The organism is Pseudomonas sp. FIP_A4, from assembly GCF_036701605.1.
GTDB classification, from domain to species: domain Bacteria; phylum Pseudomonadota; class Gammaproteobacteria; order Pseudomonadales; family Pseudomonadaceae; genus Stutzerimonas; species Stutzerimonas phenolilytica.
Genome location: NZ_JAYDXP010000127.1, coordinates 779,971 through 796,808, shown reverse-complemented (window position 1 = coordinate 796,808; position 16,838 = coordinate 779,971). Strand labels below are relative to the sequence as shown.

The 16,838-nt window shown below is 66.4% G+C and carries 20 protein-coding genes; 18 read left to right on the top strand and 2 right to left on the bottom strand.

The window, feature by feature from the left end; translation table 11 throughout:
- Positions 1-253: 253 nt before the first annotated feature.
- The 18 genes from U8L64_RS19120 (at position 254) to U8L64_RS19035 (ending at position 13,849) form a co-directional block, all read left to right on the top strand.
- Complete coding sequence (locus U8L64_RS19120; RefSeq protein ID WP_043294941.1) at positions 254-1,183, top strand: catechol 2,3-dioxygenase; 930 nt, start codon at positions 254-256, stop codon at positions 1,181-1,183.
- A gap of 10 nt (positions 1,184-1,193) precedes the next feature.
- Positions 1,194-1,487 carry a phenol hydroxylase subunit gene (locus U8L64_RS19115; RefSeq protein ID WP_333398567.1) on the top strand — a complete coding sequence of 98 codons (294 nt, stop codon included), beginning with the start codon at positions 1,194-1,196 and terminating at the stop codon, positions 1,485-1,487.
- A 45-nt stretch (positions 1,488-1,532) separates the two neighbouring features.
- Entirely contained in the window at positions 1,533-2,525 is a 993-nt protein-coding gene (locus U8L64_RS19110; protein WP_333398565.1) for an aromatic/alkene monooxygenase hydroxylase subunit beta, read from the top strand.
- 11 nt (positions 2,526-2,536) lie between these two features.
- On the top strand, positions 2,537-2,806 hold the full coding sequence (locus U8L64_RS19105; RefSeq protein WP_333398563.1) for an MmoB/DmpM family protein: 270 nt from the start codon (positions 2,537-2,539) through the stop codon (positions 2,804-2,806).
- 14 nt (positions 2,807-2,820) lie between these two features.
- On the top strand, positions 2,821-4,344 hold the full coding sequence (locus U8L64_RS19100; RefSeq protein ID WP_043294944.1) for a YHS domain-containing protein: 1,524 nt from the start codon (positions 2,821-2,823) through the stop codon (positions 4,342-4,344).
- Positions 4,345-4,432: 88 nt separating this feature from the next.
- Entirely contained in the window at positions 4,433-4,789 is a 357-nt protein-coding gene (locus tag U8L64_RS19095; protein WP_043294946.1) for a phenol hydroxylase subunit P4, read from the top strand.
- Between the two features lie 16 nt (positions 4,790-4,805).
- The gene (locus tag U8L64_RS19090) at positions 4,806-5,864 is read left to right on the top strand and encodes an NADH:ubiquinone reductase (Na(+)-transporting) subunit F (protein WP_234303041.1); all 1,059 of its coding nucleotides are present in this window, start codon (positions 4,806-4,808) and stop codon (positions 5,862-5,864) included.
- 14 nt (positions 5,865-5,878) lie between these two features.
- Entirely contained in the window at positions 5,879-6,292 is a 414-nt protein-coding gene (locus U8L64_RS19085) for a GFA family protein (RefSeq protein WP_043294948.1), read from the top strand.
- A gap of 186 nt (positions 6,293-6,478) precedes the next feature.
- Complete coding sequence (locus U8L64_RS19080; RefSeq protein ID WP_333398558.1) at positions 6,479-7,939, top strand: 2-hydroxymuconic semialdehyde dehydrogenase; 1,461 nt, start codon at positions 6,479-6,481, stop codon at positions 7,937-7,939.
- A 69-nt stretch (positions 7,940-8,008) separates the two neighbouring features.
- Positions 8,009-8,806 (top strand): 2-oxopent-4-enoate hydratase, encoded by a 798-nt coding sequence (gene dmpE, locus U8L64_RS19075; RefSeq protein WP_054094255.1) that lies wholly within the window; start codon positions 8,009-8,011, stop codon positions 8,804-8,806.
- The gene (gene dmpH, locus U8L64_RS19070) at positions 8,803-9,606 is read left to right on the top strand and encodes a 2-oxo-3-hexenedioate decarboxylase (protein ID WP_333398555.1); all 804 of its coding nucleotides are present in this window, start codon (positions 8,803-8,805) and stop codon (positions 9,604-9,606) included. The genes dmpE and dmpH overlap by 4 nt, the downstream gene beginning before the upstream one ends.
- Before the next feature lie 14 nt (positions 9,607-9,620).
- Positions 9,621-9,830, top strand: coding sequence for a tautomerase family protein (locus tag U8L64_RS19065; protein ID WP_043294952.1), 210 nt, complete (start codon positions 9,621-9,623; stop codon positions 9,828-9,830).
- Positions 9,827-10,741 (top strand): acetaldehyde dehydrogenase (acetylating), encoded by a 915-nt coding sequence (locus U8L64_RS19060; RefSeq protein WP_043294953.1) that lies wholly within the window; start codon positions 9,827-9,829, stop codon positions 10,739-10,741. Before U8L64_RS19065 ends, U8L64_RS19060 begins: the two co-directional genes overlap by 4 nt.
- Positions 10,738-11,790, top strand: coding sequence for a 4-hydroxy-2-oxovalerate aldolase (gene dmpG, locus U8L64_RS19055; protein ID WP_333398553.1), 1,053 nt, complete (start codon positions 10,738-10,740; stop codon positions 11,788-11,790). Before U8L64_RS19060 ends, dmpG begins: the two co-directional genes overlap by 4 nt.
- Positions 11,791-11,816: 26 nt before the next feature.
- On the top strand, positions 11,817-12,566 hold the full coding sequence (locus U8L64_RS19050; protein ID WP_273525656.1) for an SDR family NAD(P)-dependent oxidoreductase: 750 nt from the start codon (positions 11,817-11,819) through the stop codon (positions 12,564-12,566).
- Positions 12,567-12,624: 58 nt separating this feature from the next.
- Positions 12,625-13,041 (top strand): 4-oxalocrotonate tautomerase, encoded by a 417-nt coding sequence (locus U8L64_RS19045; RefSeq protein WP_054094259.1) that lies wholly within the window; start codon positions 12,625-12,627, stop codon positions 13,039-13,041.
- A complete protein-coding gene (locus U8L64_RS19040) occupies positions 13,038-13,484 on the top strand; it encodes a GlcG/HbpS family heme-binding protein (RefSeq protein ID WP_234303036.1) in 447 nt (148 codons plus the stop codon). The genes U8L64_RS19045 and U8L64_RS19040 overlap by 4 nt, the downstream gene beginning before the upstream one ends.
- A gap of 8 nt (positions 13,485-13,492) precedes the next feature.
- Positions 13,493-13,849, top strand: coding sequence for a 2Fe-2S iron-sulfur cluster-binding protein (locus U8L64_RS19035; RefSeq protein WP_333398550.1), 357 nt, complete (start codon positions 13,493-13,495; stop codon positions 13,847-13,849).
- 22 nt (positions 13,850-13,871) lie between these two features.
- On the opposite strand, the gene pgm is transcribed toward U8L64_RS19035, so the two are convergent.
- Positions 13,872-15,536 (bottom strand): phosphoglucomutase (alpha-D-glucose-1,6-bisphosphate-dependent), encoded by a 1,665-nt coding sequence (pgm, locus tag U8L64_RS19030; protein WP_333398548.1) that lies wholly within the window; start codon positions 15,534-15,536, stop codon positions 13,872-13,874.
- 167 nt (positions 15,537-15,703) lie between these two features.
- On the bottom strand, positions 15,704-16,606 hold the full coding sequence (locus tag U8L64_RS19025) for a LysR substrate-binding domain-containing protein (protein WP_333398546.1): 903 nt from the start codon (positions 16,604-16,606) through the stop codon (positions 15,704-15,706).
- Positions 16,607-16,838: the final 232 nt, after the last annotated feature.

The following is a 16,838-nucleotide window of genomic DNA, read 5'->3' as shown; positions in this document are numbered from 1 at the left end:
TTGCCGCGCGCCGTCGACCATGAACGGCCAGCAGGCTTTACGTTTTTGTAAGGCGGCGAGGGCGGTTGGACATAAACGTAAGTCCAGCGCCGCTTCGAGATGCACCTTGTTTAGCTTAAAAGTCATGTAAATCAATGAATTAAACGAGTTGGCACCGTCCCTGCACTACCTCTGCTGCAACAACAGAAAGGTCTACGGTGTGCCGCCAGGCAGACCGCAACCAAGCCTCATTAGCCAATAACGGAGACAAGAAATGGCGATGACAGGTGTGTTGAGGCCGGGCCATGCCCAGGTCCGTGTGCTCAATCTGGAAGAAGCGGTACGGTTCTACCGCGACGTCCTCGGTCTGGTGGAAACCGGCCGCGACGCGCAGGGTCGCGTCTACTTCAAATGCTGGGATGAACGCGACCACAACTCCTACGTGATCCGCGAGGCCGACAGCGCCGGTCTCGACTTCTTCGGCTTCAAGGTGCTCGACCGCGCCACCCTGGAAAAACTCGACGCCGACCTGCGCGCCTATGGCCTGCAAACCACCCGCATCCCCGCCGGCGAGATGCTGGAAACCGGCGAGCGCGTGCGCTTCGAACTGCCTTCCGGGCACCTGATGGAGCTGTATGCCGAGAAGACCATCGTCGGCAACGGCGCCGGCCTGGTGAACCCGGCACCCTGGACCCAGGCCCGCGAGCACGGCATCGGTCCGGTACGTCTTGACCACGCGCTGATGTACGGGCCGAACGTCGCCGACGTGAAGAAGATCTTCACCGAAGTGCTGGGCTTCTATCTGGTCGAACGCGTGCTCGCCCCGGATGGCGAAGGCGAAGCGGCGATCTGGCTGTCCTGCTCGCACAAGGTCCACGACATCGCCTTCGCCGAATACCCCGAGCCGGGCAAGCTGCACCACTGCTCGTTCCTGATGGAGAGCTGGGAGCAGGTGTTGCGCGCCGGCGACATCATGTCGATGAACGCCGTCGAGGTGGACATCGGCCCGACCCGCCACGGCGTCACCCGCGGCTGCACCATCTATGCCTGGGACCCGTCCGGCAACCGCTTCGAGACCTTCATGGGCGGCTATCAGCCGTACCCCGACTACGAGCCGATCACCTGGACGTTCGACAACTTCGGCCAGGGGCTGGACTACCCGCAACGCAAGCTGCACGAAACCTTCCTGACCGTCGTGACGTGAGGAGCCGGCCATGAGCACGCCCGAACACGCGCTGGACATGACGCCGGCCGAGCTGGATACGCGCAAGCGCTACGTGCGCATCACCGGCAGCCGGGGCGGTGAATTCGTCGAGTTCGACTTCGCCATCGGCGAGCCGGACCTGTTCGTCGAAATGATCCTGACCTACGAGGCCTTCATCGAGTTCTGCACCGCCAACGCGGTGGAAGTCCTGCCGCCGGAAGCCGGCGTGCTCGACGACGGCTCCGATGCCGCGCAGTGGAACTGGCGGCTCGCCGATGCCACCCGGATTCGTTTCAAGCACTAAGACACCAGCGTCTCGCCAGCGGCGGGGCGCGGAGGGAGACAACACATGCAAATCGATCTTCGTACGGTCAGCATCCAGCCCCTGCGGCAGACCTTCGACCATCTGGCCCGGCGCTTCGGCGACAAGCCCGCCTCGCGCTACCAGGAAGGCAGCTACGACATCCAGGCCGCGGAAAACCTGCATTACCGGCCGACCTGGGACCCGGACCAGGAACTCTACGACCCGGCCATCAGCAAGATCGTCATGCGCGACTGGTACGCGCTGAAAGACCCGCGTCAGTTCTACTACAGCACCTACACCCTGACGCGCGCGCGCCAGCAGGAAACCACCGAGGCCAACTTCACCTTCGTCGAGTCGCGCGGGCTGGTCGAGCTGCTGCCCGAGGCGGTGCGCACCGCCGCGCTGGAGCTGCTGGTGCCGCTGCGCCACGCCGCCTGGGGCGCCAACCTGAACAACACCTTCATCTGCGGCTACGGCTACAGCGCGATCTTCACCCAGCCGTGCATCTACCACGCGATGGACAACCTGGGCACCGCCCAGTACCTGTCGCGCATCGGTCTGCTGCTGGGCGGCACCGAGGCGCTGGACGCCGGCAAAGCGGCCTGGATGCAAGGTGCGGCCTGGCAGGAACTGCGCCGCTATGTCGAAGACACTCTGGTGCTGCGCGACCCGTTCGAGTCGTTCGTGGCGCAGAACCTGGTGCTCGACGGCCTGCTTTATCCGCTGGTCTACGCGCGCATCGTCGATGAGCACTTCGCCGCCAACGGCGGTTCGGCAGTGGCCATGCTCACCCAGTTCATGAGCGACTGGTTCGAGGAGACCCGCAAGTGGGTCGATGCGGTGATCAAGACCGCTGCCGGCGAATCCGAGGCCAACCGCGAGCAGCTGCAGGCCTGGGTCGGCGTCTGGCGCGAACGCGCGGTGCCGGCGCTGCTGCCGCTGGTGCGCCAGATCTTCGCCGAACGAGCCGAGGACATCGTCAGCGAACAACTGGACGCCTTCAAGGCGCGTCTCGACAAGACCGGCGTGGTCATCTGAGGAGCTACGACATGTCCACCGTATTCATCGCATTGCAAGCCAACGAAGAAACCCGCCCGATCATCGAGGCCATCGAACTCGACAACCCCGAGGCGGTGGTCAACCGCGAACCGTCGATGGTCAAGATCGACGCTCCCGGCCAGCTGGTGATCAACCGCGAAACCATCGAGGAGCAGATCGGCCGCAGCTTCGACATGCAGGAGCTGAACGTCAACCTGATCACCCTGTCGGGCAACGTCTGCGAAGACGAAGACTCGCTGACCCTGACCTGGCGCTCCTGAGCGAGGACTTTCCCATGGATATGAAGACCCAGAACAAGAAACTGACCCAGAAGGAAAAATACCGTCTGCTGACCCGCGACCTGGCCTGGGAGCCGAGCTATCGCAGCAGCGCCGAAATCTTTCCGTACATCGACTACGAAGGCATCAAGATCACCGACTGGGACAAGTGGGAAGACCCGTTCCGCCTGACCATGGACGCCTACTGGAAGTACCAGGCGGAGAAGGAGCGCAAGTTCTACGCGATCATCGACGCCCATGCGCAGAACAACGGCCACCTGAACATCACCGACGCGCGCTACCTGTCGGCACTGAAGATTTTCCTGCAGGCCATCAGCCCCGCCGAATATTCGGCGCACAAGGGCTTCGCCCGTGTCGGCCGCGAGTTCCGTGGCGTTGGCACCCAGGTCGCCTGCCAGATGCAGGCCATCGACGAGATCCGCCACGCGCAGACGCAGATCCACGCGCTGTCGAACTACAACAAGTTCTACAACGGCTTCCATGCCTTCGCCGAACAGCGCGACCGCATCTGGTACACCTCGGTGGCGCGCTCGTTCTTCGACGACGCCATGTCCGCCGGGCCGTTCGAATTCATGATGGCGATCGGCTTCAGCTTCGAATATGTGCTGACCAACCTGCTGTTCGTACCGTTCATGTCCGGCGCCGCCTACAACGGCGACATGGCCACCGTCACCTTCGGCTTCTCGGCGCAGTCCGACGAGGCGCGGCACATGACGCTGGGGCTGGAGTGCATCAAGTTCATGCTCGAACAGCACCCGGACAACCTGCCGATCGTCCAGGCCTGGATCGACAAGTGGTTCTGGCGCGGCGTGCGCGTGCTGAGCCTGGTCAGCACGATGATGGACTACATGCTGCCCAAGCGCGTGATGAGCTGGCGCGAGGCGTGGAACATCTACGGCGTGGAGAACGGCGGCGCGCTGTTCAAGGACCTGGCGCGCTACGGCATCCGTCCGCCCAAGCACTGGGACCAGGCCGAGGAGGCCATCGACCACATGTCGCACCAGCTGATGCTGGCGCTGTACCAGTGGAAGTTCGGCACCGCGTTCCACGTCTGGGTGCCGTCCGAGGAGGACATGGACTGGCTGTCGAAGAAGTACCCGACCACCTTCGACAAGTACTACCGCCCGCGCTGGGAGCACATCAAGAAGCACGAAGCCGCGACCGGCGCGCCGTTCAACAACTTCGGCCTGCCCAAGCTGTGTCAGTGCTGCCAGCTGCCGACCCTGTTCACCGAGCCGGGCGACCCGACGCTGACCTGCCACCGCGAGACGGTCTACAAGGGCGACACCTACCACTTCTGCTCCGACGGCTGTAAGGACATCTTCGACAACGAGCCGGAGAAGTACATCCAGGCCTGGCTGCCGATGCCGGGGCTGATGCAGGCGCCGCTGCATGGCGATCTGGGTGCCTGGATGGACTGGGCGTTCCTCACCGACGGCCAGGACAACGGCGACTTCGCCACCTCGCAGGATCGTGAGAATTTCGAGCGCTGGCGCGCGCAGTCCACCTCCAACCAGTGACCGACGATCCCTGCGCCTGCGGGCGCAGGAGTCAGGCGAGGCCGGTCACGCCGGCTTCGTGAACAGAACAACAAGAAGGAACATCACCATGTCCGTAGTTGCCCGCAAAGAGTATGTCGGCGTCGCCCGCGACCGAATCGAGAATTTCAACGGCAAGCAGCTGGTCTTCATCAGCTGGGACCATCACCTGCTGTTCGCCGCGCCGATGATGTTCTGCGTGACGCCGCAGACCCGCCTCGGCGAACTGCTCGACCGCCACCTGCAGCCGCTGCTGCAGGCCGACCCGGACAGCGCCGCCATCGACTGGAGCAAGGCCGAATGGCTCAAGGGCAACCAGCCCTGGGTGCCGGACTTCGAGGGCAGCCTGGCCGACAACGGTATTGGCCACAAACAGCAGCTGCGCCTGCGTACACCGGGCCTGAACAGCGTCTGCGCCGTGCAGTGAACGAGGAGGGTTGAGCATGAGCTACGAACTGACCATCGAGCCGCTGGGCCAGACCATCGAGATCGAGGAAGGCCAGACCATCCTCGACGCCGCGCTGCGTGCCGGTATCTACCTGCCGCATGCCTGCGGCCACGGGCTGTGCGCCACCTGCAAGGTGCAGGTGGTGGACGGCGAGATCGACCACGGCGAGGCCTCCACCTTCGCCTTGATGGACTTCGAGCGCGAGGAGCAGAAGTGCCTGGCCTGCTGCGCCACCGTCGAGAGCGACGTGGTCATCGAGGCGGAAGTCGAGGAAGACCCGGATTCGCTGAACCTGCCGGTGCGCGACTACTACGGCACCGTCAGCCGCATCGAGTCGCTGACGCCGACCATCAAGGGCGTCTGGATCAAGCTCGACGATGCCGAGGGCGTGCAGTTCCAGGCCGGTCAGTACATCAACCTGATGCTGCCGGACGAGATCGGCAGCCGCGCCTTCTCCATCGCCAGCGTGCCGGGCGCCGACGAGCTGGAGCTGAATATCCGCATCGTCCCCGGCGGGCGCGGCACGATGTACGTGCACGAGCAGCTGCAGGTCGGCGAGCGCGTGCACCTGACCGGGCCGTACGGGCGCTTCTTCGTGAAGAAGTCCGCCGACCTGCCGGTGATCTTCATGGCCGGCGGCTCGGGGCTGTCCAGCCCGCGTTCGATGATCCTCGACCTGCTGGCCGAAGGCTTCACCAAGCCGATCACGCTGATCTACGGCCAGCGCAACCGCGAGGAGCTGTACTACCACGAGGAATTCCTCGCTCTGGCCATCCGTCACCCCAACTTCCACTACGTCCCGGCGCTCTCCCACGAGCCCGAAGGCAGCGCCTGGCAGGGGTTCCGCGGTTTCGTACATGACGCGGCGAAGGCGCATTTCGACAACGACTTCCGCGACCACAAGGCCTACCTCTGCGGCCCGCCGCTGATGATCGAGTCGTGCATCAGCACGCTGATGCAGGGCCGGCTGTTCGAGCGTGACATCTACACCGAGAAGTTCATTTCGGCGGCCGACGCCCAGCAGGTGCGCAGCCCGCTGTTCAAGGCGATCTGAGCGAGGAGAGGCACATGAATGAGATCAGACTCGCCGGAGGTTGCGCTTGCGGCGCGGTGCGCTACGACTGTGCGGCCGCGCCGGTCATCGTCGCCCACTGCCATTGCCGCGATTGCCAGCGCGCCAGCGGCGCCGCCATGTCCACGGTGTTCGCCGTGCCGCGCGCGGCGCTGCACAGCCGCGGGCAGACGCGCAGCTACGCCACCCGCGGCGACAGCGGCAACCCGGTGCTGCGGCACTTCTGCGGCGAGTGCGGCTCGCCGCTGTATTCCGAGGTGACGGTGCTGCCGGACCTGCAGTTCGTCCGTGCCGCCAGCCTGGATAACCCGGCGTCGGTCAGCCCGACCATGCACATCTACTGCGACAGCGCGCAGCCGTGGGGCCGCCCGCTGGACGACCTGCCGCACTTCGCCAAGATGCCCGGCTGAGGACGCCCGGTCGCTCGCCAGACGTCCTGGCGAGCGGTCGCCGGCTGACCATTGCCATACCTGCCAGGTATCAATTAGCAAGTAACAAAGTATTAGCCGGTATAGAAAGCCGTCCCTAGACTCAATCGCAAAGGCCAGCCCGATCGCACCGGCTGGCCGGTCCAAGAACAACGATGCGGAGTGATCATGCGCCAGATTGAAAACTTCATTGCCGGTGAATACCGCGCGGCGGCCAGTGGCCGACGCTTCGACAAGCGCTCGCCGCTGGACAACCGCGTCATCGCCTCGATCAGCGAGGCTGGCCGCGACGAGGTCGACGCCGCCGTGCAGGCCGCGCGTGCCGCGTTGCACGGCGAATGGGGCGCGATGAGCACCGAGCGCCGCGTCGAGCTGCTGTACGCGGTGGCCAACGAGATCACCCGCCGTTTCGATGACTTCGTCGCCGCGGAAATGGCCGACACCGGCCAGCCCGAGCACGTCATGAAGCACGTGTTCATCCCGCGCGGCGCGGCCAACTTCAAGGTCTTCGCCGACACCATCAAGAACGTCGCCAGCGAATCCTTCCGCATGGACACGCCGGATGGCCGTGGCGCGCTGAACTACTCGATCCGCAAGCCCAAGGGCGTGATCGGTGTGGTCTGCCCGTGGAACGCGCCGTTCATGCTGATGACCTGGAAGGTCGGCCCGGCGCTGGCCTGCGGCAACACCGTGGTGGTCAAGCCCTCCGAGGAGTCGCCGCAGACCGCCGCACTGCTCGGCGAGGTGATGAACGCCGTGGGTATTCCCAAGGGCGTGTACAACGTGGTGCACGGTTTCGGCCCGGATTCGGCCGGCGAGTTCGTCACCCGCCATCCGGGCGTGGATGCCATCACCTTCACCGGCGAGACGCGCACCGGCACGGCGATCATGAAAGCCGCCGCCGAGGGCATGCGCGACGTGTCCTTCGAGCTGGGCGGCAAGAACGCCGGCATCGTCTTCGCCGATGCCGATTTCGATGCCGCGGTGGAAGGCTTCTCGCGTTCGGTGTTCCTCAACACCGGGCAGGTCTGCCTGGGTACCGAGCGCGTCTACGTCGAGCGGCCGATCTTCGAGCGCTTCGTGCAGGCACTCAAGGCCAAGGCCGAGGCGGTCAGGTACGGCCGTCCCGAGGTGCACGGCAGCAACTTCGGCCCGCTGATCAGCCTGGAGCACCAGCACAAGGTGTTGTCCTACTACCGCAAGGCCCTCGAGGAGGGCGCGACCCTGGTCACCGGCGGCGGCGTGCCGGACATGCCCGGCGAGCTGGCCGAGGGTGCCTGGGTGCAGCCGACCATCTGGACCGGGCTGCCGGAGACCGCCGCCGTGGTGCGCGAGGAAATCTTCGGGCCGTGCTGCCACATCGCGCCGTTCGACAGCGAGGACGAGGTGGTGGCCAAGGCCAATGCCACCGAGTACGGCCTGTCGACCACCATCTGGACCAGCAACCTGGCGCGCGCGCATCGCGTCGCCGAGCGCGTCGATGTCGGCATCACCTGGATCAACAGCTGGTTCCTGCGCGACCTGCGCACGCCCTTCGGTGGCTCCAAGCAGTCCGGCATCGGCCGCGAGGGTGGCGTGCATTCGCTCGAGTTCTACACCGAGACCCGCAATATCTGCGTGAAGCTCTGAGAACGGCTGCGCCTTGCCCTGCGCCTGGGGGAAGGCTGTGCCTATCCGCCGCAAACCTGTGAGAACGACATGGATAACAACAAGATCGAACAATACGGCGACGAGCTTTACCAAGCCTTCGTCGCGCGCCGCCCGGTGCCACCGCTGCTGGCGCGCGAGCCGGACATCAGCATCGAAGATGCCTACCGCATCCAGCAGCGCTTCGTCGCCCGCCGCCTCGCCGCCGGTGAGCGGGTGGTCGGCAAGAAGATCGGCGCCACCAGCAAGCCGGTGCAGGAATTCCTCGGCGTCTACCAGCCGGACTTCGGCATCCTCACCAGCGGCATGGTGTTTCAGGAGGGCGACACCATCGACCTCGGTCAGATGATCCAGCCCAAGGCCGAGGCCGAACTGGCCTTCGTCCTCAAGCACGACCTGCAGGGCCCCGGCATCACCGCGATGGACGTGATCCGCGCCACCGACTACGTGCTGCCGTGCTTCGAGATCGTCGATTCACGCATCGAGAACTGGCAGATCAAGATCCAGGACACCGTGGCGGACAACGCCTCCTGCGGCGTGTACGTGCTGGGCAAGACTCAGGGCGACCCGCGCAAGCTCGACATCACCCTGGCCGGCATGGTGCTGGAGAAGAACGGCGAGCTGTTCTCCACCGGCGTCGGCGCCGCCGTGCAGGGTTCGCCGGCCAACGCCGTGGCCTGGCTGGCCAACACCCTCGGCGAGCTGGGCATTCCGTTCAAGGCCGGCGAGGTGATCCTCTCCGGTTCGCAGTCGGCGCTGGTGCCGGTGGTCGATGGCGACGAGCTGGTATGCACCGTGGGTGGCCTGGGCAGTTGCCGGGTGAAGTTTTCCGGGAGGAGCGCGGCATGAGCATGAACCTGACACTTTCGCGGGAAGACGTGGTGCGCCTGTGCGAGCGCGTCGAGGGCGCGCAGACCCGCGCCTATGCGATCCCCAAGCTGACCAACGAATACCCGGACATGACCATCGCCGATGGTTACGCCGTGCAGAACGAGCTGCGCAAGCGCTTCATCGCCCAGGGTCACAAGCTGATCGGCTGGAAGGCCGGGCTGACGTCCAAGGCCAAGATGCAGCAGATGGGCGTCGACGTGCCGTCGGTCGGCTTTCTCACCGACCGCATGGCGCGCCCGGAGAACTCCGCCATCTCCACCGCCGACCTGGTGCATCCGCGCGTCGAGTGCGAAGTCGCCTTCGTTATGAAGGACGAGCTGCGTGGCCCGGGCTGCACCGCCAGTGACGTGCTGGCCGCCACCGACTACGTGCTGCCGGCGGTGGAGATCATCGATTCGCGCTTCTCCGGCTTCAAGTTCGACCTCGCCAGCGTGGTCGCCGACAACGCTTCGTCGGCGCGCTTCGTCGGCGGCGGCCGCCCGCGTTACGTCGAGGATCTGGACCTGCGCACCCTCGGCGTGGTGATCGAGATCAACGGCGAAATCGTCGCCACCGGCGCGTCGGCGGCGGTCATGGGGCATCCGGCCGAGGCCATCGCGATGGTCGTCAACATCCTCGCCGAACTGGACGAGAGCCTGCCGGCCGGCAGCTTCGTGATGAGCGGCGGAATCACCGAAGCCGTGGCGGTGAAGCCCGGCGACAACGTGGTCGCGCGCTTCCAGGACCTGGGCAGCGTCTCGATGCGCTTCGTCGACTAACCGGAGAACCACTCATGCCAATCATCGAAATGCACATGGTCGAAGGGCGCACCCACGAGCAGAAGAGCCGCGTCGCCGCCGCCGTCACCGCGGCGGTCGCCGAGAGTCTCGACTGCGCGCCGGAAACGGTACGGATCCTCATCACCGAACACAGCAGCGGGGAGTTCTATGTCGGCGGTATGACGCTCGCCCAGCGCGCCGCGAAACGGGAGCAGGCACAATGAAGAAGATCAAATGCGCACTCATCGGCTCGGGCAACATCGGCACCGACCTGATCTACAAGATCATGCGCAGCCCGGTGCTCGAACCGGTGTGGATGGTGGGGATCGACGCCGAATCCGAAGGCCTCAAGCGTGCCCGCGAAATGGGCCTGAAAACCACCCATGAGGGCGTCGACGGCCTGCTGCCGCACGTGCTCGAAGATGGCATCCAGATCGCCTTCGACGCCACCAGCGCCTACGTGCACGCCGAGAACAGCCGCAAGCTCAACGCGCTCGGCGTGCTGATGGTCGACCTCACCCCGGCGGCCATCGGCCCGCTGTGCGTGCCGCCGGTGAACCTCAAGGCGCACGCCGAGAAACTGGAGATGAACGTCAACATGATCTCCTGCGCCGGCCAGGCGACCATCCCGGTGGTCTATGCGGTGTCGCGCATCCAGAGCGTGGATTACGCGGAAATCATCGGCAGCCTGGCGTCGAAATCCATCGGCCCGGGCACCCGCGCCAACCTCGACGAATTCACCACCACCACCTCCGGCGCAATCTGCAAGGTCGGCGGTTCGCGGCGTGGCAAGGCGCTGTGCATCATCAACCCGGCCGAACCGCCGATGATGATGCGCAACACCGTCTACTGCCTGACCGACGAGGAGCCGGACCGCGACCGCATCACCGCCTCGATCCTCGAGATGATCGGCGAGGTGCAGAAGTACGTGCCGGGCTATCGCCTGGTCAACGGGCCGATCTTCGACGGCAACAAGGTTTCGGTATTCCTCGAAGTGGCCGGGTTGGGCGACTACCTGCCGACCTACGCCGGCAACCTCGACATCATGACCGCCGCCGCCACCCGTACCGCCGAGATGTTCGCCGAGGAAATCCTGGCCGGAAAAATCCAGCTGCCTGCCGTGGAGGTTGCGTGATGAGTCAGTCCAACAGTCTGAAAGGCCGCAAGGTCATCCTGCATGACATGTGCCTGCGCGACGGCATGCACGCCAAGCGCGAACAGATCAGCGTTGCGCAGATGGTCAAGGTCGCCACCGCGCTGGACGATGCCGGCGTGCCCTATATCCAGGTCACCCACGGCGCCGGCCTGGGCGGCAACTCGCTGCAGCACGGCTTCGCGCCGCACAGCAACGAGGAATACATCAGCGCCGTCGCGGCACAGATGAAGCAGGCCAAGGTCTCGGTGCTGCTGATCCCCGGCCTCGGCACCATGAAGGAGCTGCAGTCGGCCTACGACTGCGGTGCGCGCAGCGTGCACGTCGCCACCCATTGCACCGAGGCCGACACCTCGCCGCAGCACATCGCCTATGCGCGCAAGCTGGGCATGGACACCTCGGGCTTTCTGATGATGGCGCACCTCAACGACGCCGAAGGCATCGCCCAGCAGGGCAAGCTGATGGAGTCCTACGGCGCGCAGACCGTCTACGTTACCGATTCGGCCGGCTACATGCTGCCCGAGGACGTCAAGGCGCGGGTCGGTGCGCTGCGTGCGGTGCTCAAGCCCGAGACCGAGATCGGCTTCCACGGCCACCACAACCTGGGTATGGGCATCGCCAACTCCATCGCCGCCATCGAGGCCGGTGCCACGCGCATTGACGGCTCTGTGGCCGGCCTCGGCGCCGGTGCCGGCAACACGCCGCTGGAAGTCTTCGCCGCCGTGTGCGAGCGCATGGGCATGGAAACCGGTGCCGATCTGTTCAAGCTGATGGACGTCGCCGAAGAGATCATCGTGCCGATGATGGAGCACGTGGTGCGCGTCGACCGCGAGTCGCTGACCCTCGGCTATGCCGGCGTCTACTCGACCTTCCTGCTGCACGCCAAGCGGGCCGCCGAGCGCTTCGGCGTGCCGGCGCGGGACATCCTCGTCGAGCTGGGCCGCAAGAAGATGATCGGCGGCCAGGAAGACATGATCCCGGACACCGCGATGACCATGGCCAAGGCGCGCGGCATCGCCGTCCGGGCCTGATGGCACGCAGCGCAGGAGGGCAGACAGTGGCCAACGAACTGGCGGTGGTGGTCGGCGCCTCGGGCGCTTTCGGTTGCCGGATCGTCGCGCGGCTGATCGACAGCGGTCTCGACGTGCTCGCGGTGGCGCGCAGCGCAGCGCCGTTGCAGGCGTTGCGCGCGGAGTGTCCGCGGGTGATTCCCTGCGTCGCCGATCTCGCGGCCGATGCATCGGTCGCGGCCATTGGCGCGGCGCTCGACCGGCCGGTGCGCATGGTGGTGCACGGGCCGGGCGTGGCGGTCGCCGGTGGCGTGCTGGATGCGCCGGTCGCCGCGCTAGTGGATGCGGTGAATATCAAAGTCGGTGGTTTGCTGCGGCTGGTGCGTGCGGTCGATCCGCACCTGCGCGCCGGCTCACGGCTGGTCGCCATCGGCGGGCACTACGGCTTCGAGCCGACCGCCTATGCCGCATCGGCCGGCATCGCCAACGCGGCACTGGTCAACGCGGTGCGTCAGCTGAGCCTGGCCTATGGCGCGCGCGGCATCACCGCACATCTGGTCGCCCCGGGCCCGGCCGACACCGAACGGCTGCACAGGGTCGCCGCCGATCGCGCCGGCCAGCGTGGCATCGATACCGAGGCGGTGTTGGCCGAGATGCGTGCGGAATCTTCGCTCGGTGCCTTCACCACGCCGGAGCAGGTCGCCTGGGCGGTGGCGCTGCTGCTGGCGCCGGAAGCCGACGCGATGACCGGCTCGACGCTGATGCTCGACTCGGGGCGACGACGCGGATTGCCCTGAGCCGACCTGACGAAACGAAGCGGACGAACTATTACAACTACGCCGTGGAGACAACCCGATGCCCATCGTGAACTTTCATCTGGTGCAAGGCTGCGCCAGCGCCGAGCAGCAGATCGAGTTGCTTGGCGAAGCCTCGCGGCTGTACAGCCAGGTGCTTGCCTCGCCGATCGACCGCGTGCGGGCGATGATCAGCCTGTACCCGCGCGAGTGTTTCGCCGTCGCCGGCGAAGTCGGGCGGCAGGCGCCGTACTTTGAATTCCGTGTGCTCGACGGCCGTCCGCTGGAGGAGCGGCGGCGGCTGATGGCTGGCTTCACCGAACTGCTGGTGCGCATTCTCGATGTGCAGCCGCAGCTGGTGCGCGGGCTGTGCATTCGTGTGCAACCCGAGGACTGGTCGATCGGCGGCATACCGGCCGACCTGCTGCGCGCGGCGGAGATCGCGGCGCGCGATCAGGCAGGGGAGGCCGCATCATGACCCATCGCGATTTCCTCCGATCCCAGGGGCCGCGCCTCGACTGGCGCGGCGCCGCGGTCGCCGCGCAGGCAGCGCTGGACTGCGCCGAGCGCCTGGGCATCCGCGTGCATGTCGCGCTGGTCGACCGCAGCGGCAACACGCTGGCCTACCTGCGCATGGCCGAGGCGTTCCTGCACTCGGAAAGCATCGCCGTCGACAAGGCCTACACCGCCGCCAGCTTCGGCTTCCCCACCGGCCGGTGGCTGGAGGTGATCGGCGACAACCCGCGCCTGTACACCGGACTGACCACGCGACCGCGGCTGGTGGTACTCGGCGGCGGTTTGCCGATTCTGGTCGAGGGGCGCTGCATCGGTGGCGTCGGCGTCTCTGGCGGCAGTGAGGAGCAGGACGAAGCCTGCGCCCGTGCCGCGCTCGCAGCGCTTGGGCTCAATTCGGCAGAGTGAGGGCGATGATGAAGCATCAGATCACCATCGAAGACACCGCCGAGCACTATCCCTGCGACGAGCACGAATCGGTGCTGCACGGCATGGCCCGCCTAGGCCGGCGCGGCATTCCGCTGGGCTGCCGCGGCGGCGGCTGCGGCGTGTGCAAGGTGCAGGTCACCCAAGGCAGCTATGAGGCGAAGGTCATGAGCCAGGCCCACGTCAGCGCCGAGGAACAGGCGCAGGGCACGGTGCTGGCCTGCAGGATCATGCCGCACAGCGACCTCTGCCTGCAGGTGGTCGGCAAGATGAAGAAGAGCGTCTGCGGCCGCGCGACCCCGTCTACCGAGGAGGGCGACAGCGAGGCCGCGCCGGCGCGTCACTGACTGCGCGCGGCGCGGCTGCCGATTAGCCGGCCAGCACCGAGTCCACCAGCGCCTTGGCTTCGGTCTGGATGCGTGCCAGGTGTGCCTCGCCGTCGAAGCTCTCGGCGTAGATCTTGTAGACGTCCTCGGTGCCGGACGGCCGCGCGGCGAACCAGCCGTTTTCCGTCTCCACCTTCAGCCCGCCGATGGCCGCGCCGTTGCCCGGTGCCTCGGTGAGGATGCGGGTGATCGGCTGGCCGGCCAGCTCCTTCGCCGTGACCTGCGAGGCCGACAGCTTGCCCAGGCGCGCCTTCTGCTCGCGGTTGGCGGCCGCGTCGATGCGCTGGTACACCGGCGCGCCGAAGCGCTCGGTCAGCGCCTGGTAGCGCTGGCTCGGGTCCTTGCCGGTCACCGCGGTGATCTCCGCGGCGAGCAGGCCGAGGATCAGCCCGTCCTTGTCGGTGGACCAGGCGTTGCCGTTCAAATCGAGGAACGACGCACCGGCCGATTCCTCGCCACCGAAGCCCAGGCTGCCGTCCATCAGGCCGTCGACGAACCACTTGAAGCCCACCGGCACTTCCACCAGCCGCCGACCGATGCCGGCGGCGACGCGGTCGATCATCGACGAGGACACCAGCGTCTTGCCGATGCCGGCCTCGGCGCTCCAGCCCGGGCGGTGGGTGAACAGGTATTCGATGGCCACCGCCAGGTAATGGTTGGGGTTCATCAGGCCGCCGGAGCGGGTGACGATGCCGTGGCGGTCGTGGTCGGTGTCGCAGGCGAAGGCGACGTCGAAGCGGTCCTTGTTCTCGATCAGCCCGGCCATGGCGTGCGGCGAGCTGCAGTCCATGCGGATCTTGCCGTCCCAGTCCAGGCGCATGAAGCGGAAGGTCGGATCGACCACCGTGGACAGCACCTCCAGCGGCAGGCCGAAGCGCTCGGCGATACGCGGCCAGTAGTGCACGCCGGCGCCGCCCAGCGGGTCGACCGCGAACGTCAGGCCCGAATCGCGGATCGCCGCGAGGTCGATCACCCGCTCCAGCCCGCCGACATAGGCGTCGATGAAATCGAAGCGCTGGGTGGTGGCGGCCTTGAGCGCCTGGCGGTAATCCATGCGCTTGACGCCGTCGAGCCCGGCGACCAGCAGCGCATTGGCGCGCTCCTGAATCCACTTGGTCACGCCGGTGTCGGCCGGGCCGCCATTGGTGGGGTTGTACTTGAAGCCGCCATCGCCCGGCGGGTTGTGCGACGGCGTGATGACGATGCCATCGGCCAGCCCGCTGGTGCGGCCGCGGTTGTAAGTGAGGATCGCGTTGGAAATCGCCGGCGTCGGCGTATAGCCCGGCTCGCCGTTGGTCTCCGTACACCCGGCGTCGATGCGCGTCTCGATGCCGTTGGCTGCCAGCACTTCCAGCGCCGAGACGAACGCCGGCTCGGACAGCGCATGGGTATCCATGCCCATGAACAGCGGGCCGTCGATGCCTTCCTGGCGGCGGTAATCGCAGATCGCCTGGGTGGTGGCGAGGATGTGCCACTCGTTGAAGCTGCCCTTGAGTGAGGAACCGCGATGCCCGGAGGTGCCGAACGCCACCTGCTGCGCCGGGTCGGACGGGTCCGGGCGGTCGCTGTAGTAGCGCGCCACCAGGCGCGGCAGGTGGGTGAGGGTATGCGGGTCGGGCAGGCGTCCAGCGTTGGGGGCGAGGCTCATCGGTCGGTCCTGTGGCGAAGTAAGGCGATGCGCCGGCCCACCCGGGCGCGGCGCGAAGCGAATGAAACGCCACTATGCGGCGTTTATCCAGAGCTAAGACCGCTGAAGCGGTGGCGGTTCCCCTGGCCCCGAATCGGCGCTCGCGGAACCACGTGATGGGTGCTGGCTCAGCCGTGCCCTTGATGGGCGCCCAGGCGCTCGCTGAGGTAATCGAGAAAACAGGTGATGCGCGAGGCCAGCGCGCTGTTGCGGTAGTACACCGCGTTGATCGGCTGGCGCACGTCGACCCGCTGCGCCGCCAGCACCTCCACCAGCTCGCCACGCTGGCGATCCTTGTCGGTCATGAAATCGGACAGGCACGCCAGCCCCTCGCCGGCCAGCGCCAGCTCGCGCACCGTGTCGCCGCTGGAGGCCCGCAATGCCGGGGTGATCCGCCAGCTTTCCCCCAGCGCATGGCGCAGTGGCCAGTCGTTGAGGCGATCCGGCTCGGTAAAGCCGATCAGGCTGTGCTCCGCCAGATCCTCGACCTGCTGCGGCACGCCATGCCGCGCCAGATAGGCCGGGCTCGCCAGCACCCGGCGCAGGGTGTGGCACAGCGGCCGCGCATGCAGGCTGGAATCGGGCAGCGGGCCGATGCGGATGGCCAGATCGATGCGCCGCTCCAGCAAATCGACGATGCGGTCGTCACTGTGCAGCTCCAGCTCGATCAGCGGATAGCGCGCGCGGAAATCGCCGATCAGCGGCACGATTACATGCAGCATGAACGGCGACGCGGTATTGACCCGCAAGCGCCCGGCCGGCGCCTGCCGCCGCAGCGCCATCTGCTCCTCGGCCTCCTCCACGCTGGCCAGAATCCGCCGCGCCTGCGCCAGGAACGCCTCGCCTTCCTCGGTCAGCTCGAGGCGCCGCGTGGTGCGGCGCAACAGCGTCACCGCCAGCTTGTCCTCCAGCCGACTCAACGCCCGGCTGACACCCGAGGCGGTCTGTTCCAGCTGCTCGGCCGCGGCGCTGATCGAGCCACTGTCGACCACGCTGACAAAGGCGAGCATTTCGTCGAGATTGGTTTTCATGGGGATCGTCTGAGAGGACGGAGAGGTGAGTCTGGCGCCAGTGCTGAGTGGCTTCAACCGGCGCGATTTCCGGCTGGCTATGGTCGAGGCCGCCGACTGGTTGACCGCGATCAGAAAACCGCACCAAAAGCGGGCATTAATCCATCGTCTGCTTTACCCCATGCGTAAGCAGTGACTAATGTGCCATCACGCGCAGCAATTGCGTACTTGATCACGGTTCCGCTGCGACGTA